The sequence below is a fragment of the Burkholderia sp. BCC1972 genome (assembly GCF_905339605.1).
GTDB lineage: Bacteria > Pseudomonadota > Gammaproteobacteria > Burkholderiales > Burkholderiaceae > Burkholderia.
Map to the genome: position 1 here is coordinate 180,518 of NZ_CAJPGH010000011.1, position 26,294 is coordinate 206,811.

26 protein-coding genes are annotated in these 26,294 nt (G+C 67.1%); 21 read left to right on the forward strand and 5 right to left on the reverse strand.

What is annotated here, in order from left to right:
• Positions 1–24 precede the first annotated feature (24 nt).
• The 12 genes from uppS to U5798_RS18070 all read left to right on the forward strand — a co-directional run bounded on the left by uppS (position 25) and on the right by U5798_RS18070 (position 12,285).
• Complete coding sequence (uppS, locus tag U5798_RS18015; RefSeq protein ID WP_006478494.1) at positions 25–807, forward strand: polyprenyl diphosphate synthase; 783 nt, start codon at positions 25–27, stop codon at positions 805–807.
• A complete protein-coding gene (locus tag U5798_RS18020) occupies positions 801–1,622 on the forward strand; it encodes a phosphatidate cytidylyltransferase (protein ID WP_322082782.1) in 822 nt (273 codons plus the stop codon). The genes uppS and U5798_RS18020 overlap by 7 nt, the downstream gene beginning before the upstream one ends.
• A 15-nt stretch (positions 1,623–1,637) precedes the next feature.
• Positions 1,638–2,834, forward strand: coding sequence for a 1-deoxy-D-xylulose-5-phosphate reductoisomerase (locus U5798_RS18025; protein WP_124450578.1), 1,197 nt, complete (start codon positions 1,638–1,640; stop codon positions 2,832–2,834).
• Positions 2,835–2,845: 11 nt separating this feature from the next.
• A complete protein-coding gene (gene rseP, locus U5798_RS18030; RefSeq protein ID WP_322082783.1) occupies positions 2,846–4,216 on the forward strand; it encodes an RIP metalloprotease RseP in 1,371 nt (456 codons plus the stop codon).
• 61 nt (positions 4,217–4,277) lie between these two features.
• Positions 4,278–6,587: an outer membrane protein assembly factor BamA gene (bamA, locus tag U5798_RS18035; RefSeq protein WP_124450574.1), complete on the forward strand. Its 2,310-nt coding sequence runs from the start codon at positions 4,278–4,280 to the stop codon at positions 6,585–6,587.
• Between the two features lie 64 nt (positions 6,588–6,651).
• Positions 6,652–7,149: an OmpH family outer membrane protein gene (locus U5798_RS18040; RefSeq protein ID WP_185658144.1), complete on the forward strand. Its 498-nt coding sequence runs from the start codon at positions 6,652–6,654 to the stop codon at positions 7,147–7,149.
• A gap of 16 nt (positions 7,150–7,165) precedes the next feature.
• Positions 7,166–8,248, forward strand: a complete 1,083-nt coding sequence (gene lpxD, locus U5798_RS18045; protein ID WP_322082784.1) for a UDP-3-O-(3-hydroxymyristoyl)glucosamine N-acyltransferase — start codon at positions 7,166–7,168, stop codon at positions 8,246–8,248.
• Between the two features lie 129 nt (positions 8,249–8,377).
• Positions 8,378–8,845 carry a 3-hydroxyacyl-ACP dehydratase FabZ gene (gene fabZ / locus U5798_RS18050; RefSeq protein WP_006495559.1) on the forward strand — a complete coding sequence of 156 codons (468 nt, stop codon included), beginning with the start codon at positions 8,378–8,380 and terminating at the stop codon, positions 8,843–8,845.
• A 58-nt stretch (positions 8,846–8,903) separates the two neighbouring features.
• Positions 8,904–9,692: an acyl-ACP--UDP-N-acetylglucosamine O-acyltransferase gene (gene lpxA / locus U5798_RS18055; RefSeq protein WP_322082785.1), complete on the forward strand. Its 789-nt coding sequence runs from the start codon at positions 8,904–8,906 to the stop codon at positions 9,690–9,692.
• Positions 9,693–9,695: 3 nt separating this feature from the next.
• Positions 9,696–10,865 (forward strand): lipid-A-disaccharide synthase, encoded by a 1,170-nt coding sequence (gene lpxB, locus U5798_RS18060; protein ID WP_322082786.1) that lies wholly within the window; start codon positions 9,696–9,698, stop codon positions 10,863–10,865.
• Complete coding sequence (rnhB, locus tag U5798_RS18065) at positions 10,862–11,506, forward strand: ribonuclease HII (RefSeq protein WP_322082787.1); 645 nt, start codon at positions 10,862–10,864, stop codon at positions 11,504–11,506. The genes lpxB and rnhB overlap by 4 nt, the downstream gene beginning before the upstream one ends.
• The gene (locus U5798_RS18070) at positions 11,503–12,285 is read left to right on the forward strand and encodes an RNA methyltransferase (protein ID WP_322082788.1); all 783 of its coding nucleotides are present in this window, start codon (positions 11,503–11,505) and stop codon (positions 12,283–12,285) included. The genes rnhB and U5798_RS18070 overlap by 4 nt, the downstream gene beginning before the upstream one ends.
• Before the next feature lie 109 nt (positions 12,286–12,394).
• Here U5798_RS18070 and U5798_RS18075 read toward each other — a convergent pair whose 3' ends face one another.
• Complete coding sequence (locus U5798_RS18075) at positions 12,395–13,210, reverse strand: pyruvate, water dikinase regulatory protein (protein WP_124450560.1); 816 nt, start codon at positions 13,208–13,210, stop codon at positions 12,395–12,397.
• A 376-nt stretch (positions 13,211–13,586) separates the two neighbouring features.
• Between U5798_RS18075 and ppsA the strand changes: the two genes are divergently transcribed.
• The 3 genes from ppsA (at position 13,587) to U5798_RS18090 (ending at position 17,598) form a co-directional block, all read left to right on the forward strand.
• Positions 13,587–15,989 (forward strand): phosphoenolpyruvate synthase, encoded by a 2,403-nt coding sequence (gene ppsA, locus U5798_RS18080; protein WP_124450558.1) that lies wholly within the window; start codon positions 13,587–13,589, stop codon positions 15,987–15,989.
• A 211-nt stretch (positions 15,990–16,200) separates the two neighbouring features.
• Positions 16,201–16,635 (forward strand): NfeD family protein, encoded by a 435-nt coding sequence (locus tag U5798_RS18085; protein ID WP_124450556.1) that lies wholly within the window; start codon positions 16,201–16,203, stop codon positions 16,633–16,635.
• Positions 16,636–16,668: 33 nt separating this feature from the next.
• Positions 16,669–17,598 carry an SPFH domain-containing protein gene (locus tag U5798_RS18090; protein WP_124450555.1) on the forward strand — a complete coding sequence of 310 codons (930 nt, stop codon included), beginning with the start codon at positions 16,669–16,671 and terminating at the stop codon, positions 17,596–17,598.
• Positions 17,599–17,751: 153 nt separating this feature from the next.
• Here U5798_RS18090 and smpB read toward each other — a convergent pair whose 3' ends face one another.
• On the reverse strand, positions 17,752–18,198 hold the full coding sequence (gene smpB, locus U5798_RS18095) for an SsrA-binding protein SmpB (RefSeq protein WP_006758548.1): 447 nt from the start codon (positions 18,196–18,198) through the stop codon (positions 17,752–17,754).
• 99 nt (positions 18,199–18,297) lie between these two features.
• On the opposite strand from smpB, the gene U5798_RS18100 reads away from it, so the two are divergent.
• Both U5798_RS18100 and U5798_RS18105 read left to right on the forward strand, forming a co-directional pair.
• Entirely contained in the window at positions 18,298–18,735 is a 438-nt protein-coding gene (locus tag U5798_RS18100; RefSeq protein ID WP_124450554.1) for a type II toxin-antitoxin system RatA family toxin, read from the forward strand.
• Between the two features lie 4 nt (positions 18,736–18,739).
• A complete protein-coding gene (locus tag U5798_RS18105; protein WP_282505395.1) occupies positions 18,740–19,063 on the forward strand; it encodes an RnfH family protein in 324 nt (107 codons plus the stop codon).
• Positions 19,064–19,107: 44 nt separating this feature from the next.
• Here U5798_RS18105 and U5798_RS18110 read toward each other — a convergent pair whose 3' ends face one another.
• From U5798_RS18110 to U5798_RS18120, 3 genes are all read right to left on the reverse strand, one after another.
• A complete protein-coding gene (locus U5798_RS18110) occupies positions 19,108–20,073 on the reverse strand; it encodes a DMT family transporter (protein ID WP_322082789.1) in 966 nt (321 codons plus the stop codon).
• Positions 20,074–20,209: 136 nt separating this feature from the next.
• Positions 20,210–20,896, reverse strand: coding sequence for a DUF5074 domain-containing protein (locus tag U5798_RS18115; protein WP_322082790.1), 687 nt, complete (start codon positions 20,894–20,896; stop codon positions 20,210–20,212).
• Positions 20,897–20,927: 31 nt separating this feature from the next.
• Complete coding sequence (locus U5798_RS18120; protein ID WP_322082791.1) at positions 20,928–22,148, reverse strand: helix-turn-helix domain-containing protein; 1,221 nt, start codon at positions 22,146–22,148, stop codon at positions 20,928–20,930.
• 112 nt (positions 22,149–22,260) lie between these two features.
• On the opposite strand from U5798_RS18120, the gene U5798_RS18125 reads away from it, so the two are divergent.
• From U5798_RS18125 to U5798_RS18140, 4 genes are all read left to right on the forward strand, one after another.
• Complete coding sequence (locus U5798_RS18125; RefSeq protein WP_322082792.1) at positions 22,261–23,025, forward strand: DUF899 domain-containing protein; 765 nt, start codon at positions 22,261–22,263, stop codon at positions 23,023–23,025.
• A 30-nt stretch (positions 23,026–23,055) separates the two neighbouring features.
• A complete protein-coding gene (locus U5798_RS18130) occupies positions 23,056–23,871 on the forward strand; it encodes a DUF2182 domain-containing protein (protein WP_322082793.1) in 816 nt (271 codons plus the stop codon).
• Between the two features lie 277 nt (positions 23,872–24,148).
• Complete coding sequence (gene guaB, locus U5798_RS18135) at positions 24,149–25,609, forward strand: IMP dehydrogenase (protein ID WP_011352433.1); 1,461 nt, start codon at positions 24,149–24,151, stop codon at positions 25,607–25,609.
• 6 nt (positions 25,610–25,615) lie between these two features.
• On the forward strand, positions 25,616–26,221 hold the full coding sequence (locus U5798_RS18140; RefSeq protein ID WP_322082794.1) for a hypothetical protein: 606 nt from the start codon (positions 25,616–25,618) through the stop codon (positions 26,219–26,221).
• The last annotated feature ends 73 nt before the right edge of the window (positions 26,222–26,294 follow it).

Genomic DNA, 26,294 nt, shown 5'->3' on the forward strand with positions numbered 1-26,294 from the left:
TCCCGCATTACTGTCTCAACGGCCATGACCTATACCAGCTCTACCGTTCGCGTGCCTGACGTCGGCGTCGTGCCGCGTCACATCGCGATCATCATGGACGGCAACGGCCGTTGGGCGACCGAACGCCGCTTGCCGCGCGTCGCGGGGCACACCCGCGGCGTCGATGCCGTACGGGCGGTGGTCGAAGGTTGCGCGCGCGCCGGCGTCGAATACCTGACGCTGTTCGCGTTCAGTTCCGAAAACTGGCGCCGGCCGAACGACGAAGTGTCGTTCCTGATGCGGCTGTTCATCACCGCGCTCGAGCGCGAGGTCGGCAAGCTGCATGCAAACGGGATCCGCCTGCGTGTCGTCGGCGATCTCGACCGTTTCGAGCCGCGCATCCGCGAACTGATTCGCCGCGCCGAAACCAAGACGGCGCGCAATACGCGCCTGACGCTCACCATCGCGGCCAACTACGGCGGCCGGTGGGACATCCTGCAGGCGACGAAGAAGCTCGTCGAGCAGGCCGTGCGCGAGGGTCGCGAGGTCGAAGTGACCGAGGACGCATTCGCGCCGCACCTGGCGATGGCCTATGCGCCGGAGCCCGATCTCTTCATCCGTACGGGCGGCGAGCAGCGCGTCAGCAACTTCCTGCTGTGGCAGCTCGCGTACGCCGAATTCTATTTCACCGACAAATACTGGCCGGATTTCGACGGCGCGGCGCTGGCCGACGCGATGGCGTCGTATACCGAGCGCGAGCGCCGTTTCGGGCGCACGAGTGCGCAGCTCGAACCGCAATCGCAGAACGCCGACTCCCTTTCATGCTGAAAACCCGTGTGATCACGGCGATCGTGATGCTGGCAGTGCTGCTGCCGGTGACGCTGTTCGCGCCGCTCACCGCGTTCGGCGCGCTGATCGGCGTCGTGCTCGTGTTCGCCGCGTGGGAGTGGGCGCGCCTGCTGAAGCTCGGTGGCGCCGCTCCGATCGTCTATGCGGTCGTCGCGGCGCTCGCGCTCGCGGCCACCGCGCCGCTCGGCGTCGATGCGGCTTCGTCTCGTCCCCTTTTCATGGCGGCCGGCGTGTTCTGGCTGCTGGTCGGCCCGTTCGCGCTGTGGCGCAAGCCCGAACTCGCGGGCGGCGTCTGGCGGCCGTTCCTGCTGGCCGCCGGCCTCGTCGTGTTCGCCGCCTGCTGGCACGCGCTCGTTGCAGCCCGCGCGCAGGGCGTGCCGTTCGTGCTGTCGCTGCTTCTGGTCGTCTGGCTGGCCGATATCGGCGCATACTTCGCCGGCAAGGCCTTCGGAAAGCGTAAACTGGCCATCACGATCAGCCCCGGCAAGAGCTGGGAAGGCGCGATCGGCGGCTGGTTCGCGGTGGTGGTCGTCGCCGGTGTCGCGATGGCTGCGCATGCATTCGAACCGACCCTGTTTTCTGCATTCGCCGCGCGCTACGGGATGGCCGGCGCGTGGGCCGCGCTGACGCTGCTGGTCGCGTACAGCGTGATCGGCGACCTGTTCGAGTCGCTGCTGAAGCGGCAGGCGGGCGTGAAGGATTCGAGCGGACTGCTGCCGGGCCACGGCGGCGTGCTCGATCGTGTCGACGCGCTGCTGCCGGTGCTGCCGCTCGCGATGCTGCTGCTTGGTTAAACCATTAATTCTGTTATGCAAAAACGTCTGACATTGCTCGGTTCCACGGGCTCGATCGGAGACAGCACGCTCGATGTGGTCGCGCGCCATCCCGAGCGCTTCTCGGTCTACGCGCTGACCGCGCACCGCAACGGCGACAAGCTCGTCGAGCAGTGTCTGCGCTTCGCGCCCGAAGTGGCGGTGGTCGGCGATGCCGCGACGGCCGCGCACGTCGACGCGAAACTGCGCGCGGCGGGCAGCAAGACGGTCGTGCTGCACGGGCCGCAAGCGCTCGTCGACGTGTCGAAGAGCGACGGCTGCGACACGGTGGTCGCGGCGATCGTCGGCGCGGCCGGCCTCGCGCCGAGCCTGGCGGCTGCGCGTGCCGGCAAGCGGATCCTGCTCGCGAACAAGGAAGCGCTCGTGATGTCGGGCGCGATCTTCATGGACGCCGTGCGCGACCATGGCGCGATCCTGCTGCCGGTCGACAGCGAACACAACGCGATCTTCCAGTGCATGCCGCGCGACGCGGCCGAGCACGGCGGCATCTCGAAGATCATCCTGACCGCGTCGGGCGGCCCGTTCCGCACGCGCGAACCGGCCACGCTCGTCGACGTGACGCCGGACGAGGCGTGCAAGCACCCGAACTGGGTGATGGGCCGCAAGATCTCGGTCGATTCCGCGACGATGATGAACAAGGGCCTCGAGGTGATCGAGGCGCACTGGATCTTCGGGCTGCCGGGCGACCGCATCGACGTGCTGATCCATCCGCAGAGCGTGATCCATTCGCTCGTGTCGTACCGTGACGGCTCGGTGCTCGCGCAGCTCGGCAATCCCGACATGCGCACGCCGATCGCGCATGCGCTCGCGTTTCCCGAGCGTGTCGACGCCGGCGTCGATCAGCTCGACCTCGCGCAGATCGCCCAGCTGTCGTTCGAGAAGCCCGATTACGCGCGCTTCCCGTGCCTCGCGCTCGCGCTGAAGGCGCTCGAGGAAGGCGGTATCGCGAGCGCCGCATTGAACGCGGCGAACGAAGTGGCGGTCGAAGCCTTTCTCGAGCGCCGGATCGGCTTCATGGCGATCGCGGCGACGGTCGACGCGGTGCTCAACACGCTGCCGAACCGCGCGCCCGACGGGCTCGACGACGTCCTGGCGGCGGATGCCGAGGCACGCCGCCTTGCCGCCGAGATCATTGCGAAAGCGCCTGCGCCACGCGTGGAGCGTACTGTCTGAATGGGGTGCTCATGAACGTGCTGGTCGAACTGGTCGCGTTTGCAGTGGCGATCGGGGTACTGGTCGTCGTGCATGAGTACGGGCACTATCGCGTCGCGCGCTGGTGCGGCGTGAAGGTGTTGCGTTTCTCGATCGGCTTCGGCCAGCCCGTCGCGCGTTGGGTCAGCCGCCGGACGGGCACCGAGTGGACGCTCTCCGCGCTGCCGCTCGGCGGCTACGTGAAAATGCTCGACGAGCGCGATCCGGGCCCCGGCATCCAGCCCGAGGAGCTCGGGCAGGCGTTCAACCGGCAGTCCGTCTACAAACGGATTGCGATTGTCGCAGCCGGGCCGATTGCGAACTTCCTGTTGGCAATCGCACTGTTCTCGATCGTGTTTGCCACCGGCGTGACCGAGCCGACCGCGATCGTCGCGCCGCCGGCCGCCGGGACGGTCGCGGCCCGCGCGGGCTTCGACGGCAACGAGACGATCGTGTCGATCCGTAACGCGCAGGGCGGCGAGTCCGAGCCTGTGCGGTCGTGGTCGGACCTGCGCTGGAAGCTGCTGTCGGCCGCGTTCGATCACCGCGAGATCGTGCTCGGCGCCCGCGACGGCAACGCGACGTTCGACTTCCGCGTCGACCTCCGCAATGTTCCCGAAAGTCAGCTTGATGACGATTTCATGGCCCACCTGGGCTTCGAGACCGGCGGCGGCACGCTGTCGGTCGCATCCGTGCAGCCGGGCAGCGCGGCCGAGCAGGCGGGCCTGAAGGCCGGCGACAAGCTGCTGGCGCTCGACGGCAAGCCGATCGGCGGCGCGACGCGCTTCATCGATTCGGTGAAACACCATGCGGGACAGGCGCTCGACCTGCAGATCGAGCGCGACGGCGCCGCGCGGACGGTATCGATCGTGCCGCAGATGCAGCGCGACGACGAATCGGGGCAGCAGGTCGGCCGGATCGGCGCGGCGCTGGCGATGCACGCGCCGTCCGTGGACGTGCGCTACGGGCCGATCGAGAGCCTGCGGCTCGGCGCGCACCGCACGTGGGACATCTCCGTGTATTCGCTGAAGATGTTCGGGCGGATGATCACGGGCAACGCGTCGCTGAAGAACCTGTCCGGCCCGGTGACGATCGCCGACTACGCAGGCAAGAGCGCGCGGCTCGGTCCGTCGGCGTTCCTGTCGTTCCTCGCCCTTGTCAGCATTAGCCTTGGCGTCCTGAACTTGTTGCCGATTCCCGTTTTGGACGGGGGGCATCTGTTATATTATGCGGTTGAAGCCGCGACCGGGAAAGCCGTCTCGGAGCGCTGGCAGCTGATTCTGCAAAGAGCCGGGTTGATCTGCATCGTCGCATTGTCGGCGATCGCGCTGTTCAACGATCTGGCTCGGTTAATCCATTTCTGAAGCGTCAGGCGGCCGCCGCTCGGCAGTCGCCCGATTTGATGCAGCTAAATATTGGGGATGCATGTTGTTCAAACCTCATCGCTTTGTACCTAAGACAGTTGCAGCGGCCGCGCTCGCCGCGCACGGCCTCGCGGCGCATGCAGCGGCACCGTTCGTGGTGCAAGACATCAAGATCGAGGGGCTGCAGCGCGTCGAAGCGGGTTCGGTGTTCGCCTATCTGCCGATCAAGCAGGGCGATACCTTCACGGACGACAAGGCATCCGAAGCAATCCGCGCGCTGTACGCGACGGGCTTCTTCAACGACGTGCGCATTGCCACGCAAGGCAACGTCGTCATCGTGCAGGTGCAGGAGCGTCCGGCCATCGCGTCGATCGACTTCACCGGCACGAAGGAATTCGACAAGGACAACCTGACGAAGGCGCTGCGCGCCGTCGGCCTCGCCGACGGCCGCTATTACGACAAGGCGCTCGTCGACAAGGCGGAGCAGGAGCTCAAGCGCCAGTACCTGACGCGCGGCTTCTATGCGGCCGAAGTCAAGACGACGATCACGCCGGTCGACGCGAACCGCGTGTCGATCCTGTTCGCGGTCGCCGAAGGCCCGAGCGCGAAGATCCGCCAGATCAACTTCATCGGCAACAAGGCGTTCAGCACCAGCACGCTGCGCGACGAGATGCAGCTGTCGACGCCGAACTGGTTCTCCTGGTACACGAAGAACGACCTGTACTCGAAGGAAAAGCTCACGGGCGACCTCGAGGCCGTGCGCTCGTACTACCTGAACCGCGGCTACCTCGAGTTCAACATCGAGTCGACCCAGGTGTCGATCTCGCCCGACAAGAAGGACATGTACCTGACGGTCACGTTGCACGAAGGCGAGCCGTACACGGTGTCGGGCATCAAGCTGTCGGGCAACCTGCTCGATCGCGAAGCCGAACTCAACAAGCTGATCAAGATCAAGCCGGGCGATCGTTTCTCGGCCGAAAAGCTGCAGCAGACCACCAAGTCGATCGTCGACAAGCTCGGTGAATACGGTTACGCGTTCGCGACCGTCAACGCGCAGCCGGACATCGACCAGGCGAACCACAAGGTGAACCTGAACCTCGTCGTCGATCCGAGCCGCCGCGTGTATGTGCGCCGCATCAACGTCGTCGGCAACACGCGCACGCGCGACGAAGTGGTGCGCCGCGAAATGCGCCAGCTCGAGAGCTCGTGGTTCGATTCGAACCGCCTCGCGCTGTCGAAGGATCGCGTGAACCGTCTCGGCTACTTCACCAACGTCGACGTGACGACGATACCGGTGGAAGGCACGAACGACCAGGTCGACGTGAACGTGAAGGTCGACGAAAAACCGACCGGCGCGATCACGCTGGGCGCGGGCTTCTCGTCGACGGACAAGGTCGTGCTGTCGGCCGGCGTGTCGCAGGACAACGTGTTCGGTTCGGGTACCAGCCTGTCGGTGAACGTCAACACCGCGAAGAGCTACCGTACGCTGACCGTCACGCAGGTCGACCCGTACTTCACGGTCGACGGCATCAAGCGGATCACGGACGTCTTCTACCGCACGTACCAGCCGCTCTACTATTCGACGAGCTCGAGCTTCCGGATCATTAGCGCGGGCGGCAACCTGAAGTTCGGCATTCCGTTCTCGGAAGTCGATACCGTCTACTTCGGCGCCGGCTTCGAGCAGAACCGCCTCGACGTCGATTCGAACACGCCGCAGAGCTACCAGGATTACGTGAACCAGTTCGGCCGCGTGTCGAACACGGTGCCGCTGACCGTCGCATGGTCGCGCGACGCGCGTGACAGTGCGCTGATCCCGAGCCGCGGCTACTTCACGCAGGCGAACATGGAGTACGGCGTGCCGGTCGGCAAGATCCAGTACTACAAGGCCGACCTGCAGGCGCAGTACTACTATTCGTTCTCGCGCGGCTTCATCCTGGGTCTGAACCTGCAAGGCGGCTACGGTAACGGCATCGGCAACCCGTACCCGATCTTCAAGAACTACTACGCGGGCGGTATCGGCTCCGTGCGTGGCTACGAGCCGAGCTCGCTGGGCCCGCGCGACACGAAGACGAACGATCCGATCGGCGGTTCGAAGATGCTGGTCGGCAACATCGAGCTGACGTTCCCGCTGCCGGGCACGGGCTACGACCGCACGCTGCGCGTGTTCACGTTCCTCGACGGCGGTAACGTGTGGGGTAACGCGCCGGGCGGCACGAGTACGGGCGCGAACGGCCTGCGTTACGGCTACGGTGTGGGTCTCGCGTGGATCTCGCCGATCGGCCCGCTGAAGCTGAGCCTCGGCTTCCCGCTGCAGAAGCACGAAGGCGACCAGTACCAGAAATTCCAGTTCCAGATTGGGACGGCGTTCTGACCGAACGCATGACAACAGCAACGAGAGGGTAATTTTGCTAACCGGTAAGTTTTCGAAACGAGTGATGTGCGCGCTGACCGTTGCGCTGGCGCTGGGCGCGGCGACGGCACACGCACAGGACGTCGCCCGCATCGCGGCGGTCAATTCGGATCGGATCCTGCGCGAGTCGGCGCCCGCGAAGGCGGCGCAGACGAAGCTCGAAGCCGAGTTCGCGAAGCGTGACAAGGATCTGCAGGACCTGGCCGCGCGCCTGAAGTCGATGTCCGATTCGCTGGACAAGAACGGCACGTCGCTGTCGGCAGCCGATCGTGCGCAGAAGCAGCGCGATCTCGCCCAGCTCGATACCGACTTCCAGCGCAAGCAGCGCGAGTTCCGCGAAGACCTGAACCAGCGTCGCAACGAGGAACTGGCGGCCGTGCTGGAGCGGGCGAACAAGGTCATCAAGCAGATCGCCGAGCAGCAGAATTACGACCTGATCGTGCAGGAAGCCGTGTACGTCAGCCCGCGCATCGACATCACCGACAAGGTGCTCAAGGCGCTCGCGTCCGGCTCGACGAACTGAACGGAGCAGACGACGAATGGCATTGACGCTTGAGGAACTCGTAAAGCGGTTCGGCGGCGAGATCGCCGGCGACGCACAGTGCAAGGTGGGCGGGCTCGCACCGCTCGACCAGGCAGGCCCTCAGCAACTCGCGTTCCTCGCGAATCCGAAGTACCTGTCGCAGGTCGAGACGACCCGCGCCGGCGCGGTGCTGATCGCGCCGAAGGATCTCGAAAAGCTGGGCGCGGCCGCTAGCGGCCCCCGCAATTTCATTGTCACGCCGAACCCGTACGCGTACTTCGCGCGCGTCGCGCAGATGTTCATCGACCTGGCCACGCCGCAGCGCGCCGCCGGCGTGCATCCGAGCGCGACGATCGATCCGGCCGCGAAGGTCGCCGCGAGCGCGGTGATCGGCCCGCACGTGACGGTCGAGGCCGGCGCGGTGATCGAGGACGGCGTGCAGCTCGACGCGAACGTGTTCGTCGGCCGCGGCACGACGATCGGCGCCGGCTCGCACTTCTATCCGAACGCATCGGTGTACCACGGCTGCAAGATCGGCCCGCGCGCGATCGTCCACGCGGGCGCCGTGATCGGTTCCGACGGCTTCGGCTTTGCGCCGGATTTCGTCGGGGACGGCGAGGCGCGTACCGGCAGCTGGGTCAAGATCCCGCAAGTCGGCGGCGTGACGATCGGCCCGGACGTCGAGATCGGCGCGAACACGACGATCGATCGCGGCGCGATGGCGGATACCGTCATCGAGGAATGCGTGAAGATCGACAACCAGGTCCAGATCGGCCACAACTGCCGGATCGGCGCCTATACGGTGATCGCCGGCAGCGCGGGCATCGCGGGCAGCACGACGATCGGCCGCCACTGCATGATCGGCGGCGCGGCCGGGATCGCCGGCCACGTGACGCTCGGCGACTATGTCATCATCACCGCGAAGTCGGGCGTATCGAAGTCGCTGCCGAAGGCCGGCATCTATACCAGCGCGTTCCCGGCCGTCGACCACGGCGAATGGAACAAGAGCGCTGCGCTCGTGCGCAACCTCGACAAGCTGCGCGAGCGCATCAAGGCGCTCGAAGCCGCGCTCGCCGCCCAGGGCGGCACGGACGCCTGAGCGCATCATGCGAGACCACGAACCGGGCACGGCCAGCGCAACCGGCCCGGTTTGCCAGACAGGGCCGCGCGGCGGCCCGCTTCAGCCTTTGCATCACCACCGCGCAGCATCTGCGTGAGACGAACCATCATGAGCACTGAAAAAATCAATCTCGACATCCACAAGATCCTCACGCTGCTGCCGCATCGCTACCCGATTCTGCTCGTCGACCGCGTGCTCGAACTCGAACCGCACAAAGGCATCAAAGCGCTGAAGAACGTGTCGATCAACGAGCCGTTCTTCCAGGGGCATTTCCCGAAGCGGCCGGTGATGCCGGGCGTGCTGATCCTCGAGGCGCTCGCGCAGGCTGCCGCACTGCTGACCTTCGCGGAAGAGCAGCCGAAGGATCCGGAGAACACGCTGTACTACTTCGTCGGCATCGACGGCGCGCGCTTCAAGCGCGTGGTCGAGCCGGGCGATCAACTGATTCTGAACGTGACGTTCGAACGCTATATCCGCGGCATCTGGAAGTTCAAGGCGGTGGCGGAAGTGGACGGCAAGGTGGCGGCGGAAGCCGAACTGATGTGCACGGTCAAGACGGCCGACGCGGCGCCCTGAGCGACGCGGCACGCATGGGCAACGCAACGCGACACATCACATCGAGAGGCAACGGCGCATGACCAGGATTCATCCCACCGCGATTGTCGAGCCGGGCGCGCAGATCGACGAATCGGTCGAGATCGGCCCGTACGCGATCGTCGGCCCGCACGTCACGATCGGCGCGCGCACGACGATCGGCTCGCACAGCGTGATCGAAGGCCATACGACGCTCGGCGAAGACAACCGCATCGGCCATTACGCGTCGGTCGGCGGCCGTCCGCAGGACATGAAGTACAAGGACGAGCCGACGAAGCTCGTGATCGGCAACCGCAACACGATCCGCGAATTCACGACGATCCACACGGGCACCGTGCAGGACATCGGCGTGACGACGCTCGGCGACGACAACTGGATCATGGCCTACGTGCACATCGGCCATGACTGCCGCGTCGGCAACCACGTGATCCTGTCGAGCAACGCGCAGATGGCCGGCCACGTCGAAATCGGCGACTGGGCGATCATCGGCGGCATGTCGGGCGTCCACCAGTTCGTGCGCATCGGCGCGCACTCGATGCTGGGCGGCGCGTCGGCGCTCGTGCAGGACATCCCGCCGTTCGTGATCGCGGCCGGCAACAAGGCCGAACCGCACGGGATCAACGTCGAAGGGCTGCGCCGGCGCGGCTTCTCGGCCGATGCGATCTCGGCGCTGCGCAGCGCGTACCGCGTGCTCTACAAGAACGGCCTGTCGTTCGAGGAAGCGAAGGTGCAGCTGCGCGAGCTGGCGGAGGCGGGCGGCGACGGCGATGCGCCGGTGAAGGCGCTCGTCGATTTCATCGACGCGTCGCAACGCGGCATCATCCGCTAAGCGATGCCGCTTCCGACCAATCAGCTCCGGCTCGCGATGGTGGCCGGCGAGCCGTCGGGCGACCTGCTCGGGGCGTCGCTGCTCGGCGGCCTGCGCGAGCGGCTGCCCGACTCGGCCCAGTATTACGGGATCGGCGGGCAGCGGATGATCGCGCACGGCTTCGACTCGCACTGGCAGATGGACAAGCTGACCGTGCGCGGCTACGTCGAGGCGCTCGGCCAGATTCCCGAGATCCTGCGGATTCGCGGCGAACTGAAGCGCCAGCTGCTCGCCGAGCGGCCGGATGCGTTCATCGGCGTCGACGCGCCCGACTTCAACTTCAACGTGGAACAGGCTGCGCGCGACGCGGGCATCCCGTCGATCCACTTCGTGTGCCCGTCGATCTGGGCATGGCGCGGCGGCCGGATCAAGAAGATCGCGAAGTCCGTCGATCACATGCTGTGCCTGTTCCCGTTCGAACCGGCGATTCTCGACAAGGCAGGCGTCGCGTCGACGTATGTCGGCCATCCGCTGGCCGACGAGATTCCGCTCGAACCCGACACGCACGGCGCGCGCATCGCGCTGGGCCTGCCCGCCGACGGGCCCGTGATCGCGGTGCTGCCGGGCAGCCGGCGCTCGGAGATCGCGCTGATCGGCCCGACGTTCTTCGCGGCGATGGCGCTGATGCAGCAGCGCGAGCCCGGCGTGCGGTTCGTGATGCCGGCGGCGACGCCCGCACTGCGCGAACTGCTGCAGCCGCTCGTCGATGCGCATCCGCAGCTCGCGCTGACGATCACCGACGGCCGGTCGCAGGTCGCGATGACGGCTGCCGACGCGATCCTCGTCAAGAGCGGCACCGTCACGCTGGAGGCCGCGCTGCTGAAGAAGCCGATGGTGATCTCGTACAAGGTGCCCTGGCTGACCGGGCAGATCATGCGCCGGCAGGGCTACCTGCCGTACGTCGGCTTGCCGAACATCCTGGCGGGGCGTTTCGTCGTGCCCGAGCTGCTGCAGCATTTCGCGACGCCCGAGGCGCTCGCCGATGCGACGCTCACGCAGCTGCGCGACGACGCGAACCGCCGCACGCTGACCGAAGTGTTTACCGAAATGCATCTTTCGCTGCGGCAGAATACGGCCGCGAAGGCAGCCGAAGCCGTCGTGCGCGTGCTCGAACATCGCAAGGGGCGCGCATGACCGCAGTACGTGCATCACGCCGCCGCGCGCCGGGCGACGAGCAGGGCGGTTTCGACTTCAGTCGCCCCGACGAGATCGTCTGCGGCGTCGACGAAGCCGGCCGCGGCCCGCTCGCGGGGCCGGTGGTGGCCGCCGCGGTGATTCTCGATCCGGCGCAGCCGATCGACGGGCTCGACGATTCGAAGGCGCTGTCCGCGAAGAAGCGCGACGCGCTGTACGACCTGATCGTCGCGCGGTCGGTTGCGTATTGCGTTGCGTCGGCAAGCGTCGACGAGATCGACACGCTGAACATCCTCCACGCGACGATGCTCGCGATGAAGCGGGCCGTCGAGGGGCTGTCGGTCCTGCCGACGCTCGCGCAGATCGACGGCAACCGCTGCCCGACGCTGACCGTGCGGGCCGAGGCGATCGTCAGCGGCGACGCGCTGGTGCCGAGCATCTCGGCCGCGTCGATCCTCGCGAAGGTCACGCGCGACCGCATGCTCGTCGACCTGCACGCACGCTTTCCGGTGTATGGCTTCAACGTGCATGCGGGCTACGGCACCGCGAAACACCTTGCCGCACTGCGCGAGCACGGCCCCTGTGAAGCGCATCGGCGCTCGTTTGCACCGGTGCGTGCGGCACTCGACCTGATTCGATGAAAAGCATTACTTCCCGCGACAACCCGCTGTACAAGCGCCTGAAGGCGCTCGCGGGCTCGACGCCCCAGCAGCGCCGCAGCGGCCAGGCGCTCCTCGAAGGATTCCACCTCGCGAGCGCGTATCTCGATACGGGCGCGACGCCCGAGCTGTGCGTCGCAACAGAAGGCGCGCTCGGCCACGCCGAAGCGCAGGCGATCGTCGCGCGCGTCGATGCGCAGCGGATCGTCACGTTGCCCGACGCGCTGTTCGGGCAGTTGTCGAACGTCGTCAACGGCGTCGGCTTCCTGCTGCTCGTCGACCGGCCTGAGCAACCGCTGCCGACTCGCGTGACGCACACGTCGGTCGTGCTCGACGGCGTGCAGGATGCCGGCAACGTCGGCTCGATCCTGCGCAGCGCGGCGGCGGCCGGCGTGCGGCATGTGTTCTGTGCGCCGGGAACGGCGTACGCGTGGTCGTCGAAGGTGCTGCGCTCGGGCATGGGTGCGCATTTCCTGCTGTCGATCCACGAAGACGTCGACGCCGCCGCGCTCGCGGAACGGCTCGACGTACCGGTCGCGCTGACCGACTCGCACGGCGCGCAGGCGGTCTACGACTGCGACCTGTCGCGGCCGGTGGCCTGGGTATTCGGCAACGAGGGTGCCGGCGTGTCGGCGTTCTGGCGCGACGCGGCCACGCATCGCGTGACGATTCCGCAGCCGGGCGGGATGGAGTCGCTGAACGTCGCGGCCGCCGCCGCGGTCTGCCTGTTCGAGCAGGTGCGCCAGCAGCGACCTGCCTGACATGTCACGCGTCACGCGCGCATACGCCGCGCGATGAACAAAGGCCGCGTCCATCGACGCGGCCTTTTCGTTTCCGGCGGCGGCCAGGCGGCCGCCCGTGCGGCGGTGCCTAGTACGACTGCCGGTCGAGACGGACTTCCTGCAGGATCGTCGTCGCGATTTCCTCGATCGACTTGTGCGTCGACGACAGCCACTTGATCCCTTCGCGGCGCATCATCGCCTCGGCCTCGTTGATCTCGTAGCGGCAGTTCTCGGGCGCCGCGTACTTGCTGCCCGGCCGGCGTTCGTTGCGGATCTCCGACAGGCGCTGCGGGTCGATCGACAGCCCGAACAGCTTCTCGCGGTGCGCGGACAGCGCCGACGGCAGCTTGCCGCGCTCGAAGTCTTCCGGAATCAGCGGATAGTTCGCCGCCTTCACGCCGTATTGCATCGCGAGGTACAGGCTCGTCGGCGTCTTGCCGCTGCGCGACACGCCGACGAGGATCACGTCGGCTTCCGACAGGTTGCGGTTCGACTGGCCGTCGTCGTGCGCGAGCGAGAAGTTGATCGCCTCGATCCGCGTCTTGTATTCCTCGGTGTCGGCGTTCTGGTGGCCGCGCCCCATCGCATGGCTCGACTTCAGCTCCAGCTCCTGCTCGAGCGGTTCGACGAAGCGCTGGAACATGTCGAGCACGAGCGCGTTCGAGCGCTTGACGATGTCGTTCGATTCGCTGTCGACGAGCGTCGTGAACACGATCGCGCGGCGGCCGTCGTGCACGGCGGCCTCGTTGATCTTCTCGACGGTCGCATAGGCCTTGTCGAGCGAGTCGACGAACGGCACGCGCACGAGACGGAATTTCTGGTCGAACTGGGAGAGGATCGAATGCGCGAAGGTTTCGGCAGTGATCCCGGTGCCGTCGGAGACGATGAATACGGTAGGCAGCATGAATCTGGGCGTCGAGCGTGAAGGGCGGTTGCGCGGGCGGCTGGAGGTTCGCCTCCAGGCGCAGTGACAAGGTCGCGCCACATCCGGCAGCCGGCACGGTAGAATAGCGGCAACCTGTTGGATAAGCAATTGCGGGGGCAGGGCGCGAACGGCGCCCCGTGGCTTGCCGCGCGATTCCAGAATTCCCGGCAAGTTTGGCGATTTGTCTGCAAATATCGCCCTTCTGCCGGGATTTTTGCAAATCGGGTCGGAATATTTTTCGCCGCTGCGAGTGTTTATCTAACAGGTTGCGCAAGACGCGCCGCGCTTTTTTGCAAGCGCCCGCGTCCGAGCCCACTTGCGCAATCGAGCATTTTTTTCACACTTAGGGGCTTGTATGACTAACGCAGCAAACGTCGCAAAGGACCAGGCGTATGTAATTCCGTTCGAGCAGTTGCGGATGACCGATGTGGAGATCGTGGGCGGCAAGAATGCGTCGCTCGGCGAGATGATCAGCCAGCTTTCCGAAGCAGGCGTTCGCGTACCCACCGGTTTCGCCACGACCGCGCTCGCGTTCCGTGATTTCCTCAAGCACAACGACCTGACCGATCGTATCGCCAAGCGTCTCGAGTCCCTCGACATCGACGACGTGAAGGCGCTCGCCGAAGCCGGTGCCGAAATCCGCAAGTGGATTGTCGACGCGCCGCTGCAGGCACGCCTCGAGCAGGAAATCCGCGAGCAGTTCGAAGTGCTGAAGAACGGCTCGCCGGCCGAACTGTCGTTCGCCGTGCGTTCGTCCGCGACCGCGGAAGACCTGCCCGACGCATCGTTCGCCGGCCAGCAGGAGTCGTACCTCAACGTCGTCGGCATCGATGACGTGCTCGACCGCATGAAGCACGTGTTCGCGTCGCTGTACAACGACCGCGCGATCTCGTACCGCGTGCACAAGGGCTTCACGCACGCCGAAGTCGCGCTGTCGGCCGGCGTGCAGCGCATGGTCCGCTCGGACGTCGGCGCCGCCGGCGTGATGTTCACGATCGACACCGAATCGGGCTTCAAGGACGCCGTGTTCATCACGTCGAGCTACGGCCTGGGCGAAACCGTCGTGCAGGGCGCCGTGAACCCGGACGAGTTCTACGTGTTCAAGACGACGCTCGCACAGGACAAGTACCCGATCATCCGCCGCTCGATCGGCTCGAAGCTGATCAAGATGGAATTCACGCAGCCGGGCGAGCCGGGCCGCGTGAAGACGGTCGACGTGCCGCACGAGCAGCGCAACCGCTACTCGATCACGGATGAAGACGTGATCGAGCTGGCGAAGTACGCGGTCATCATCGAGAAGCACTACCAGCGTCCGATGGACATCGAGTGGGGCAAGGACGGCCGCGACGGCAAGATCTTCATCCTGCAGGCGCGTCCGGAAACGGTGAAGAGCCAGGCAACCGGCAAGGCCGAGCAGCGCTTCAAGCTGAAGGGCCAGTCGCAGGTGCTGGCGACGGGCCGTGCGATCGGCCAGAAGATCGGCGCGGGCCCCGTGCGTGTGATCCAGGATCCGTCGGAAATGGAACGCGTGCAGCCGGGCGACGTGCTGGTGGCCGACATGACCGACCCGAACTGGGAGCCGGTGATGAAGCGTGCGGCCGCGATCGTCACGAACCGTGGCGGCCGGACCTGCCACGCGGCGATCATCGCGCGTGAGCTCGGCGTGCCGGCAGTCGTCGGCTGCGGCGATGCGACCGACATCCTGAAGGACGGCGCGCTCGTCACGGTATCGTGCGCGGAAGGCGACGAAGGCAAGATCTACGACGGCCTGCTGGAGACGGAAGTCACGGAAGTGCAGCGCGGCGAGCTGCCGGAAATCCCCGTCAAAATCATGATGAACGTCGGTAACCCGCAGCTCGCGTTCGATTTCTCGCAACTGCCGAACGGCGGTGTGGGTCTCGCGCGTCTCGAGTTCATCATCAACAACAACATCGGCGTTCACCCGAAGGCGATCCTCGAGTACCCGAACATCGACCAGGACCTGAAGAAGGCGGTCGAGAGCGTGGCGCGCGGCCACGCGTCGCCGCGCCAGTTCTACGTCGACAAGCTGACGGAAGGCGTCGCGACGATCGCGGCCGCGTTCTATCCGAAGCCCGTGATCGTGCGTCTGTCCGACTTCAAGTCGAACGAGTACAAGAAGCTGATCGGCGGTTCGCGTTACGAGCCGGACGAGGAAAACCCGATGCTGGGCTTCCGCGGCGCGTCGCGCTACATCGCTGAAGACTTCGCGCAGGCGTTCGAGATGGAATGCCGTGCCCTGAAGCGCGTGCGTGACGAGATGGGCCTGACCAACGTCGAGATCATGGTGCCGTTCGTGCGGACCGTGAAGCAGGCGGAGCGTGTCGTCGGCCTGCTCGAGAAGTTCGGCCTGAAGCGCGGCGAAAACGGCCTGCGCCTCGTGATGATGTGCGAAGTCCCGACCAACGCGATCCTCGCCGAAGAGTTCCTGGAACACTTCGACGGGTTCTCGATCGGCTCGAACGACCTCACGCAGCTCACGCTCGGCCTCGACCGCGACTCGGGCATGGAGCTGCTGGCCGTCGACTTCGACGAACGCGATCCGGCCGTCAAGTTCCTGCTGAAGCGCGCGATCGATACCTGCCGCAAGATGGGCAAGTACGTCGGTATCTGCGGCCAGGGCCCGTCCGATCACCCGGACTTCGCGCAATGGCTGACCGACGAAGGCATCGTGTCGATTTCGCTGAACCCGGACACGATCATCGATACGTGGCAGGCGCTTGCCGCCAACCGGAAGTAACGGTCGGTCAGGCATTTTCGGCGAAGGAGCGGCGCCGTCGCTCCTTCAATGAAGGCAAAATGCAAGGTTCATGCTATAAACACCCCGGTAAGCACCGGGGTGTTTTTTTTCGCCGGTACTCGCCGGGTCGTCCCGGGTGCGCCGACCGCTTCGCACAGCTGCGAGCGCAACGAATATAGTGAGCATCGGGGACGTTTTTCTGGAGACCACAATGATGTCGGGGCATCTGTTCTGGTGGGTCGCGGTGGGCGTGCTGGTCGTCGCCGAGTTGCTGACGGGCACGTTCTATCTGTTGATGATCGCGCTCGGCTTTCTCGCGGGCGGGTTGCTGCAACTGGCCGGTTTCGCGCCGCACGTGCAGTTCGGTGCGGCGGCGGCGGTCGCGATCGTCGCGATGATCGTGCTGCGCCGGTCGGGGCTCGGCCGCAAGCAGAAGCGCGACACGTCGATGAATCCCGACGTCAATCTCGATATCGGCTCGACCGTCACGGTCGACGCGTGGCACGACGGCCGTGCACGCGTGCAGTATCGCGGTGCCGACTGGGACGTCGAGCTCGCGAACGGCGAGCGCGACGATGCGCGCGTCTATCAGGTGAGCGCCGTGCGCGGCAATTGTCTCGTGGTCGTGGCGAAACCCGCGGGCTGATCGTCCGCTGATACAACAAGGAGGGAATATTTCATGGATTCGCTGATCGTCTGGGTTGTCCTGCTCGTCATCGCGATCGTGATCGTGTCGAAGACGGTGAAGATCGTGCCGCAGCAGCATGCATGGGTGCTCGAGCGTTTCGGGCGCTACCACGCGACACTGTCGCCCGGCCTGAATATCGTGCTGCCGTTCGTCGATCGCATCGCGTACCGGCACATCCTGAAGGAAATCCCGCTCGACGTGCCGAGCCAGGTCTGTATCACGCGCGACAACACGCAGTTGCAGGTCGACGGCGTGCTGTACTTCCAGGTGACCGATCCGATGAAGGCGTCGTACGGGTCGAGCAACTTCGTGCTCGCGATCACGCAGCTGGCACAAACCACGCTGCGCTCGGTGGTCGGCAAGCTCGAACTCGACAAGACGTTCGAGGAGCGCGATTTCATCAACCACAACATCGTGTCGGCGCTCGACCAGGCCGCGGCGAACTGGGGCGTGAAGGTGCTGCGCTACGAGATCAAGGACCTGACGCCGCCGAAGGAAATCCTGCACGCGATGCAGGCGCAGATCACCGCGGAGCGCGAGAAGCGCGCGCTGATCGCCGCATCGGAAGGCCGCAAGCAGGAGCAGATCAACCTTGCGTCGGGCGCGCGCGAAGCGGCGATCCAGAAGTCCGAGGGCGAGCGGCAGGCTGCAATCAACCAGGCGCAGGGCGAGGCCGCGGCGATCCTGGCGGTGGCCGAGGCGAACGCGCAGGCGATCCAGAAGATCGCTCAGGCGATCCAGTCGCAGGGCGGGATGGATGCGGTGAATCTGAAGGTCGCCGAGCAGTACGTGGGAGCGTTCTCGAATCTCGCGAAGCAGGGCAACACGCTGATCGTGCCGTCGAACCTGTCGGATCTCGGCACCGCGATCTCGTCGGCGCTGACGATCGTCAAGAACGCATCGACGCCCGCGAAGGGCTGAACCGTGCGGACCCGGTGCGTCGATCGCCGCCGCGCGAGCGGCATGCGGCGAATCGTCGCGCAGCCGGGCAGCCGGCAGATACCGATCACGTAGCCCACAGCAACACGGCCCGCTTCGAGCGGGCCGTGTCGTTTGCGATGGGCATGCTGTGCGTCAGGTGCCGGCGCGCATGATGCGTGCCTTTTCGCGTTCCCAGTCGCGCTTTTTCTCGGTTTCGCGCTTGTCGTGCAGCTTCTTGCCCTTCGCGAGCGCGATGTCGCACTTCACGCGACCGCCCTTGTAGTGGAAGTTCAGCGGCACGAGCGTGTAGCCACGCTGCTCGACCTTGCCGATCAGTTTCTTGATTTCCTCACGGTGCAGCAGCAGCTTGCGTGTGCGAACCGGGTCGGGCGTGATGTGCGTCGAGGCTTCGGGCAGCGGGCTGATATGGGTACCGATCAGGAAGATCTCGGCGTTCTTCACCACGACGTAGCCTTCCTTGATCTGGCCGCGCCCGGCGCGCAGCGCCTTGACTTCCCAGCCCTCGAGCACGAGCCCCGCCTCGTAGCGTTCCTCGATGTGATAATCGAAGTGCGCTTTCCTGTTGTCGATGATGCTCATGAAAGGATCGGGCCAACTCGTTTAAAATCACGATTTTAGCAAAGCGGGGCGAGAATCGCCCGGCTTGGCGTTTCCACCTTCAGCGATGCCGCGCGATTTATGGCAGATGTCCAGAAAACCGTATTGATCCGCCACTCGGCGGAACAGATGTTCGACCTCGTCACCGACGTGGCCGACTACCCCAATTTCCTGCCCTGGTGCGGCGGCGTCGAGATTCGCCGTCAGGACGAGCGCGGGATGGAAGCGCGCATCGATATCAACTTCAAGGGCATCAAGCAGCATTTCGCGACGCGCAACACGCAGGAACGCCCGACGCGGATCGACATGGAGTTCACGGACGGCCCGTTCAAGAAGTTCACGGGCGCGTGGCGCTTCACCGCGCTGCGTGCCGATGCGTGCAAGATCGAATTCGCGTTGCACTACGAGTTTTCGAGCATCCTGCTCGAGAAGATCATCGGGCCCGTGTTCAGCCACATCGCGAACACGTTCGTCGATTCGTTCGTGAAGCGCGCGGACCAGCGCTACGGGAAGGGGTGACGCGATGCTGTCGATCGAAGTCTGCTACGCGCTGCCGGACCGCCAGACGCTGATCCCGCTGTCGCTGCCCGAAGGCGCGACCGTTCGCTCGGCGATCGACGCGAGCGGCGTGCTCGCGCTGCATCCGGAGATCGATCTCGCGCATGCGAAGACGGGCGTGTACGGCAAGCTCGCGCCGCTCGACGCGCCGCTCGCCGACCACGACCGTGTCGAGATCTACCGCCCGTTGATCGTCGATCCGAAGCTGGCGCGCCAGCGGCGCGTCGACAAGTCCCGCCGTGCCGGCTCGATCGAGGGCCGCAAGTGGATGCACAAGGACGCGCGCTGACGCGTGTTTCGTCCCGATTCGCCTGATCAAACGCCGCGGCGCGCTCAGCGGGCCGCGGCGTTTGCGTTGGGCGACGCGCTGCCCGGCGTGTCGCCGTGCTGTCGCACCGAGCCGTACACGCCGGCGAGCAGCAGCACGAGCGCGGCAACCTCGAGCGTGTGCGGCATCCGCTGGTCGTACACGAACGCGTACAGCATCGCGAACACGGTTTCGAACACGATCAGTTGTCCCGACAGCGTGAGCGGCAAGCGCTTCGACGCGGCATTCCACAGCCCGTTGCCGAGCCACGACGCGCCGATCGCGAGCACCAGGTTCAGCAGCCAGAACAACTGCCAGCGCGACGCCGGGACGGCCGCCTGTACCATGCCCGCCGGCAGCGCGAGGATCGCAATCCAGCAGAGCCCGCCGATCAGGCCCGTCACGACACCCCACAGCACCGACCACTCGTTGCCGCCGAAACGATGATGGCGCTGCAGGTAGCGCGCGTTCGCCACCGCGTACCAGGTCCAGCTCGCGAGCGCGCCGGCCGCGCAGGCGATGCCCGCGAGTTTCTGGCCGAGCGTCGTCGCATGGGAGGCCTCGGACGTGAACAGGTCGACGTTGATGCAGGCGATGCCTGCGATCACCAGCGCGAGCGGCGCCGCGAGCCGCCGCAGCGGCACGGCGCCGTGATCGCCGAGGCCCGCGAGCGTGACGGTCACGGGCAGCACGCCGACGATCAGCGAGCTGGGTGCGATGCCGATCAGGTGGACGGCGCCGGACAGCAGCATGTAGTACGCGACGTTGCCGACGACGGCGAGCCGAACCAGCGCGACGAGATCTTCGCGGGTCAACCGCGCGAGCAGCGAGCGGACGGCCGGCAGCGCGGCCGCGAGCGACACGAGGCCGTACATCGCGTAGCGGCCGGCGCTCAGCAGCAGCGGCGAGAAGTCGGTCAGCAGCCGCGGAACGAGAAACACCATGCCCCACAGGGCGCCTGCCAGGACTCCATAAATCACGCCGCGCTGCATCGACCGCTCCGAACCAATGACTGATGTGCGCGCATCTTAGCGACGCCGTCGCGGCGGCGTCTTGTTCATTCCTGCACTCGGCGTATCGCAGCGCTTCGCCGCGTTGCGTGGTGGAGCGATGTGGACCGGCGACGAATCAACCTTCTGCCGGATCGAGCGTGGCGCCGGCGTCGTCGCCCGCCGCACGCGTGCGCGACGGGCGCCGCACGGCGCGCAGCTTGCCGCTGTTGCCGCCGCCGCAGTAGAAGCGGTCGTGGCCGTCCGATTCGAGCCCCGATACGCCGACGCCGGCCGGCATGTCGACCTGCTCGAGCACCTGGCCTGTATGCGGGTCGATGTGCCGCAGGTTGCTCTGGTCGGCTTCCCACGTGCCGTGCCACAGCTCGCCGTCGACCCACGTCACGCCGGTGACGAAGCGGTTCGACTCGATCGTGCGCAGCACGGCGCCCGACTCCGGATCGATCTGATGAATCTTGCGTTCGCGGTACTGGCCGACCCACAGCGTGCCTTCGGCCCACGCGAGCCCCGAGTCGGCACCGCCGCCGGGGGCCGGGATCGTCGCGAGCACGCGGCCCGATTCGGGATCGAGCTTCTCGATGCGGTCCTCGACGATCTGGAACAGGTGGCGGCCGTCGAACGCGGTGCCCGCATGCGCGGCGACGTCGAGCGAACGGACGGTCGTGCCGCGCTCGGGATCGAGCGCATTCAGCTTGTCGCCTGACGCGTACCACACGTGCTGTCCGTCGAACGTGACGCCGTGCACGCCGTCGACGCCCGGAAACGGGCCGTATTCGCGGATGATCTCTGCATTGGAGCGTTTCATGTTCGTCACCTCGTCGTTCGGTGAGGTCATCCTAATCTCCCGGCAGCGGAGCCGGGAGTAACAAGGTCGTCGCGAATCCGGGCAGCGGCGGCGTCATCCAGCGGCGCGCGCGGCCGCGGCCGAGCGCCTGCACCTTGTCGGCCTCGGCGAGCGCGTCGAGCGCGCGCTGCACGGTGCGCTGGCTCGCGCCGAGCGCGAGCGCCAGCGCGGAGCTCGACCACGCTTCGCCGTCGGCGAGGAGGGCAAGCACGGCCGCGTGGCGATCGTCGACCGGGCGTGCGAGAACGACGGTCTCGCGCACGCCGAGCGGTTCGAGCGCGAAGCCGCGCGGCGTCGCGACGACGTTCGCGAGCGGGCGCAGCACCGCGCGCAGCCGGCCGATCTCGACGCGCAGCCGCGCGCGATGCGATTCGTCCGCATGTTTCGCGCGGAACGCGGCGGCCACGAGCGCGTTGCGCGACACGTCGGCCGGCCAGGCCTCGCCGAGTGCACGGGCCAGCACGAACAGCACGGGACGCCGCGCGAGCGACACGGTCGTGCGCGCATCGCGCACCGCGTGGCGGCACGCATCGACGACGAGCGCGTTCGACGCGAACAGCGTCTCGACTTCGTCGAGCTGCACGAGCCGCGACGTGCCGCGCGCGATGAGGCGCGCGGCCGGTGCGTCGAGCACGCGCGCCGCGGTGTCGACCTCGGCCGTCAGCGCGGCGATGCCGGCGTCGCGGGCGGCCGCGCGTGCACGGGCGAGCGCCGCGCGGGCCGCGTGCGTGCGGATGCGGCGCATCGCGATGCCGGCAGCGATCAACTCATGGGCAGCGCGCGACGCGGCCGGCAGCGGCGCGGGATCGAGATGCGCGAGCAGCCGTTCGGCATCGTCGAGATGGCCGATCAGCAGCAGCCGGCGCACGCCGAGATAGCGTGCATGCGCGGCATTCGCGCGGTCGCCGTGCGCGTCGAGCGTCGCGCAGGCCGCATCGAGCGCGCGTGTCGGCCAGCGCAGGTCGCGCGACGCGAGCGCGATCTCGGCTTCCGCGACGACGCAGCGCGCCCGTGCAACGGCTTCCTTCGCGCCGAATGCGCGGGCGGCACCACGCACGAGGGCACGCGCGCGCTCGAAATCGCCGAGTTGCGCCATCGCGATGCCGCGCAGCGCGAGCGCCGGCGCATCGTCGCGCAGCGCGACGCGGTTCAGCGCGCCGAGCGCGTCACCGGCCGCGAGCGCGCGCGCGGCCGCGGTGATCAGCGAATCCATCCGAATCCCGACACACTTGTCACTCCCTCCGGTCCGATGCCCGCCACTAATCTAGCACCACGCACACGGCACCGTCCGCCGTGCCGGATACCCACCGAAGGAGGAACCCGCAATGACGACCCATCTCACCGGAACGCGCGACGAATGGCTGGCCGGGCGCCGCGCACTGCTCGATGCCGAAAAGGCGCTGACGCGGCAAAGCGACGAACTCGCGCGGCAGCGCCAGGCGCTGCCATGGGTGCGCGTCGACAAGACCTACCGGTTCGACACCGAAAACGGGGAGGCGACGCTCGACGACCTGTTTCTCGGCCGCTCGCAACTGCTCGTCTATCACTTCATGTTCGGTCCCGACTACAAGGCCGGCTGCCCGTCGTGCTCGGCGCTCGCCGACGGGTTCGACGGCTTCGCCGTGCACCTGGCGCACCACGACGTGACGCTCTCGGCCGTGTCGCGCGCACCGCTCGCGAAGCTGCTCGCGTACCGCGAGCGGATGGGGTGGACTTTCCCGTGGGCGTCGTCGGTCGGCAGCGATTTCAACTTCGACTTCAATGTGTCGTTCACCGAAACGCAGCAGCGCGCGGGCGACGTCGAATACAACTACGCGCGGGCCGGCCACGCGATGGACATGGACCCGCCGCCGGCGCCCGTCGTGCAGTTCGCGGCGACCTGCGGCACCGACGCGGCCACGTATGCCCTCGACCGGCCGGGGATGAGCGCGTTCGTGCGCGAGGACGGCGCCGTCTATCACACGTACTCGACCTACGCGCGCGGGCTCGACGGGCTGTGGGGGATGTACCAGTGGCTCGATCGCGCGCCGCGCGGGCGCAACGAGGCCGGCCCGTGGTGGCGCCGCCACGACGAGTACGCGCGCGGCTGAGCGCCAGCCGGCGACGAACGGGAGCGCGCGATGACACCGCCGGCAACCGGCGGGGCGAGCCCAAGCCCTGATCCGCGGGCGTTCGGGGCCGTGCTCGCGGCCGTGTTCGCCGTCGCCGTGACGGCGACGCTGGCGCAGCATGCGTCGATGGCCGCGATGGGCGGCGAGCCGATGGCCGGCGGCTGGATCGCGTCGGCCGCATGGCTGCGGCCGTGCGGCCGGGACATCGGGCGCGCATTCGCGGCGTTCGCGGGAATGTGGGGCGCGATGACGCCGGCGATGATGCTGCCGGTGCTGGCGCCGACGCTCTGGCGGTACCGGCAGCGCATCGGCCCGATGGCCACGGTGCGTTCCGCCTGGCTCGTCGTCGTCGCGGGCGCCGGGTATTTTGCGGTGTGGATGGCGCTCGGGGCGCTCGTGTTTCCCGCCGGCGCCGCGCTGACGGCCGCTGCCGCCCGGCTGCCGGCGCTTGCCCGCGCGCTGCCGTTCGCGGCCGGCGCGATCGTGTCGGCCGCGGGCATGCTGCAATTCTCCGCGTGGAAGGCGCGGCGGCTGGCGTGCTGCAGGCATGCGGCAGGCGACGTACGCGGGGCACGGGCAGTCGCCGGCGCGGCGTGGCGGCACGGCGTGCGGGCCGCCGTGCATTGCAGCGCCTGTTGCGGGAACCTGATGGCGATTGCGCTGGCGGCCGGCATGATGGACCTGCGCGTGATGGCCGCGGTGATGGTCGCGATTGCCGCCGAGCGCGTCGCACCGTCCGATGGACGTGTTGCGCGGACCGCCGCCGGTTGCGTGGCGCTCGGCGGCGGCGTCGCGATGATCGTGCGTGCGGCAGGGCTGCTATAACACAGGGTAGGCAGGCCGGTTCGGCACGTTGCCGGACCGGTTTCACCATGGCCGCTGCCGTCGCGCGGCCCGTGTGCAACAGGCGAATGAGCCGTTTTGCCGCCGGTTGCGCGAATGGCTCGATGCGGCAGTGAAACGAAAAGCGATCGAAAACGAACCGAACGGCGATCCGAACGATTCGGCCCCCGAACGGCCGGAACCGGCTAAGCCGTTGTTCGTGTTGTGAAAATTCACGGCGCTTCGCGTATAATTCGCTTTTGCGCCCATAGGATTTGCCATGCGTCTGATCCAAAAAGCACTCACTTTCGATGACGTGCTCCTCGTTCCCGCCTTCTCCGACGTTCTCCCGCGCGACACCAGCCTCAAGACCAAGCTGACCCGCAACATCTCCCTGAACATGCCGCTCGTGTCCGCCGCGATGGACACGGTCACCGAAGGTCGCCTCGCGATCGCGATGGCCCAGCAGGGTGGCGTCGGTATCGTCCACAAGAACCTCACGCCGGCCGAGCAGGCCCGCGAAGTCGCCAAGGTCAAGCGTTTCGAGTCGGGCGTCGTCCGCGACCCGATCACGGTGCCGCCGCAGATGAAGGTGCGCGACGTGATCGCGCTGTCGCGCCAGCATGGCATCTCGGGTTTCCCGGTCGTCGAAGGCCCGCAGCTCGTCGGTATCGTCACGAACCGCGACCTGCGTTTCGAAACGCGCCTCGACGAGCCGGTCAAGTCGATCATGACGCCGCGCGAGCGCCTCGTCACGGTCAAGGAAGGCACGCCGCTCGCCGAAGCGAAGGCGCTGATGCACAGCCACCGCCTCGAGCGCGTGCTGGTCGTCAACGACGCGTTCGAACTGCGCGGCCTGATGACCGTCAAGGACATCACGAAGCAGACCGAGCACCCGGACGCGTGCAAGGACGAGCACGGCAAGCTGCGCGCAGGCGCGGCGGTCGGCGTCGGCCCGGACAACGAAGAGCGCGTCGAGCTGCTGGTGCAGGCCGGCGTCGACGTGATCGTCGTCGATACCGCGCACGGTCACAGCAAGGGCGTGCTCGAGCGCGTCCGCTGGGTCAAGCAGAACTTCCCGCACGTCGAGGTGATCGGCGGCAACATCGCGACGGCTGCCGCCGCGAAGGCGCTGGTCGAATACGGTGCGGACGCGGTCAAGGTCGGTATCGGCCCGGGCTCGATCTGCACGACGCGGATCGTCGCCGGTGTCGGCGTGCCGCAGATCAGCGCGATCGCGAACGTCGCGGAAGCGCTGAAGGGCACCGGCGTGCCGTGCATCGCCGACGGCGGCGTGCGCTTCTCGGGCGACGTGTCGAAGGCCCTCGCGGCCGGCGCGAACGCGGTGATGATGGGCAGCATGTTCGCGGGCACCGAAGAGGCGCCGGGCGACGTGTTCCTGTACCAGGGCCGCCAGTACAAGTCGTACCGCGGCATGGGTTCGGTCGGCGCGATGAAGGACGGCGCGGCAGACCGCTACTTCCAGGACAACTCGGCGAACATCGACAAGCTCGTGCCGGAAGGCATCGAAGGCCGTGTCGCGTACAAGGGTTCGGTCAACGCGATCCTGTTCCAGCTGGTCGGCGGCGTGCGCGCGAGCATGGGCTACTGCGGCTGCAAGACGATCGACGAGCTGCACGACAAGGCCGAATTCGTCCAGATCACCGCGGCGGGCATGCGCGAGTCGCACGTGCACGACGTGCAGATCACGAAGGAAGCGCCGAACTACCACGTGGACTGACCGCCGATGAAACCGCTGCTGCGAGCCGTGCTGATCCTCGATGCCGTGCTGCTGCTGGCGTTCGGCGTGCTGTTCGTGCTGACGCCCTGGCAGTCGCTGTTCAACGCGCTGCAGTTGCAGAACATCCAGCCGGCGATGCTCGGCCAGGCGTTCGGCATCGCGTTGCTCGGTCTCGCGTGGCTCGCGTTTCATGCGGCGTTCAACGGTGACCTCACGGCGCCGGTGGCGCGGTCGGTCGGCCATGTGTACTGGCTGACCGGCGTGCTGACGATCGTCTGGTCGCTCGGCGCCGGCAGCGGTCCCGCGCTGGCGGCCGCCGGCCGGGTGCTGTCGGTCGTGGCCGGTGTCGCGCTGATCCTGCTGGGCCTCGGCGGCGTGCGGATCGCATCGGCCGTGCGCCGGCGCGAGAAGGCGCAGGCGCTCGAGGCGCGCGCACCGGCGCAGCGTCCGGCCGAGCCCGCGATGGCGCCGGCGTCGTCGCCCGCACCGCAGCGCGTCGAGCCCGTCGTCAGCCGTCCCGCGGCGCCTGCTGCATCGTCGCCGGCTTCATCCGGTTCCCGTCAGTCGTCAGGCGGCGTCGCACTCGACGAACGCCCGCCGATGCAGGATTGACCGGCGATGCGTCGCGCGAGCCGCCTGCCGCCCGACGCCGCTGTCCATGCTTTTGACGCAGCGCTTGATGCGC

Excerpts from the sequence above, each read along its gene's own strand:
- uppS (WP_006478494.1), top strand. The coding sequence starts at position 25 with ATGACCTATACCAGCTCTACCGTTCGCGTGCCTGACGTCGGCGTCGTG.
- U5798_RS18020 (WP_322082782.1), top strand. The coding sequence starts at position 801 with ATGCTGAAAACCCGTGTGATCACGGCGATCGTGATGCTGGCAGTGCTG.
- U5798_RS18025 (WP_124450578.1), top strand. The coding sequence starts at position 1,638 with ATGCAAAAACGTCTGACATTGCTCGGTTCCACGGGCTCGATCGGAGAC.
- rseP (WP_322082783.1), top strand. The coding sequence starts at position 2,846 with ATGAACGTGCTGGTCGAACTGGTCGCGTTTGCAGTGGCGATCGGGGTA.
- bamA (WP_124450574.1), top strand. The coding sequence starts at position 4,278 with ATGTTGTTCAAACCTCATCGCTTTGTACCTAAGACAGTTGCAGCGGCC.
- U5798_RS18040 (WP_185658144.1), top strand. The coding sequence starts at position 6,652 with ATGTGCGCGCTGACCGTTGCGCTGGCGCTGGGCGCGGCGACGGCACAC.
- lpxD (WP_322082784.1), top strand. The coding sequence starts at position 7,166 with ATGGCATTGACGCTTGAGGAACTCGTAAAGCGGTTCGGCGGCGAGATC.
- fabZ (WP_006495559.1), top strand. The coding sequence starts at position 8,378 with ATGAGCACTGAAAAAATCAATCTCGACATCCACAAGATCCTCACGCTG.
- lpxA (WP_322082785.1), top strand. The coding sequence starts at position 8,904 with ATGACCAGGATTCATCCCACCGCGATTGTCGAGCCGGGCGCGCAGATC.
- lpxB (WP_322082786.1), top strand. The coding sequence starts at position 9,696 with ATGCCGCTTCCGACCAATCAGCTCCGGCTCGCGATGGTGGCCGGCGAG.
- rnhB (WP_322082787.1), top strand. The coding sequence starts at position 10,862 with ATGACCGCAGTACGTGCATCACGCCGCCGCGCGCCGGGCGACGAGCAG.
- U5798_RS18070 (WP_322082788.1), top strand. The coding sequence starts at position 11,503 with ATGAAAAGCATTACTTCCCGCGACAACCCGCTGTACAAGCGCCTGAAG.
- U5798_RS18075 (WP_124450560.1), bottom strand. The coding sequence starts at position 13,210 with ATGCTGCCTACCGTATTCATCGTCTCCGACGGCACCGGGATCACTGCC.
- ppsA (WP_124450558.1), top strand. The coding sequence starts at position 13,587 with ATGACTAACGCAGCAAACGTCGCAAAGGACCAGGCGTATGTAATTCCG.
- U5798_RS18085 (WP_124450556.1), top strand. The coding sequence starts at position 16,201 with ATGATGTCGGGGCATCTGTTCTGGTGGGTCGCGGTGGGCGTGCTGGTC.
- U5798_RS18090 (WP_124450555.1), top strand. The coding sequence starts at position 16,669 with ATGGATTCGCTGATCGTCTGGGTTGTCCTGCTCGTCATCGCGATCGTG.
- smpB (WP_006758548.1), bottom strand. The coding sequence starts at position 18,198 with ATGAGCATCATCGACAACAGGAAAGCGCACTTCGATTATCACATCGAG.
- U5798_RS18100 (WP_124450554.1), top strand. The coding sequence starts at position 18,298 with ATGGCAGATGTCCAGAAAACCGTATTGATCCGCCACTCGGCGGAACAG.
- U5798_RS18105 (WP_282505395.1), top strand. The coding sequence starts at position 18,740 with ATGCTGTCGATCGAAGTCTGCTACGCGCTGCCGGACCGCCAGACGCTG.
- U5798_RS18110 (WP_322082789.1), bottom strand. The coding sequence starts at position 20,073 with ATGCAGCGCGGCGTGATTTATGGAGTCCTGGCAGGCGCCCTGTGGGGC.
- U5798_RS18115 (WP_322082790.1), bottom strand. The coding sequence starts at position 20,896 with ATGAAACGCTCCAATGCAGAGATCATCCGCGAATACGGCCCGTTTCCG.
- U5798_RS18120 (WP_322082791.1), bottom strand. The coding sequence starts at position 22,148 with ATGGATTCGCTGATCACCGCGGCCGCGCGCGCGCTCGCGGCCGGTGAC.
- U5798_RS18125 (WP_322082792.1), top strand. The coding sequence starts at position 22,261 with ATGACGACCCATCTCACCGGAACGCGCGACGAATGGCTGGCCGGGCGC.
- U5798_RS18130 (WP_322082793.1), top strand. The coding sequence starts at position 23,056 with ATGACACCGCCGGCAACCGGCGGGGCGAGCCCAAGCCCTGATCCGCGG.
- guaB (WP_011352433.1), top strand. The coding sequence starts at position 24,149 with ATGCGTCTGATCCAAAAAGCACTCACTTTCGATGACGTGCTCCTCGTT.
- U5798_RS18140 (WP_322082794.1), top strand. The coding sequence starts at position 25,616 with ATGAAACCGCTGCTGCGAGCCGTGCTGATCCTCGATGCCGTGCTGCTG.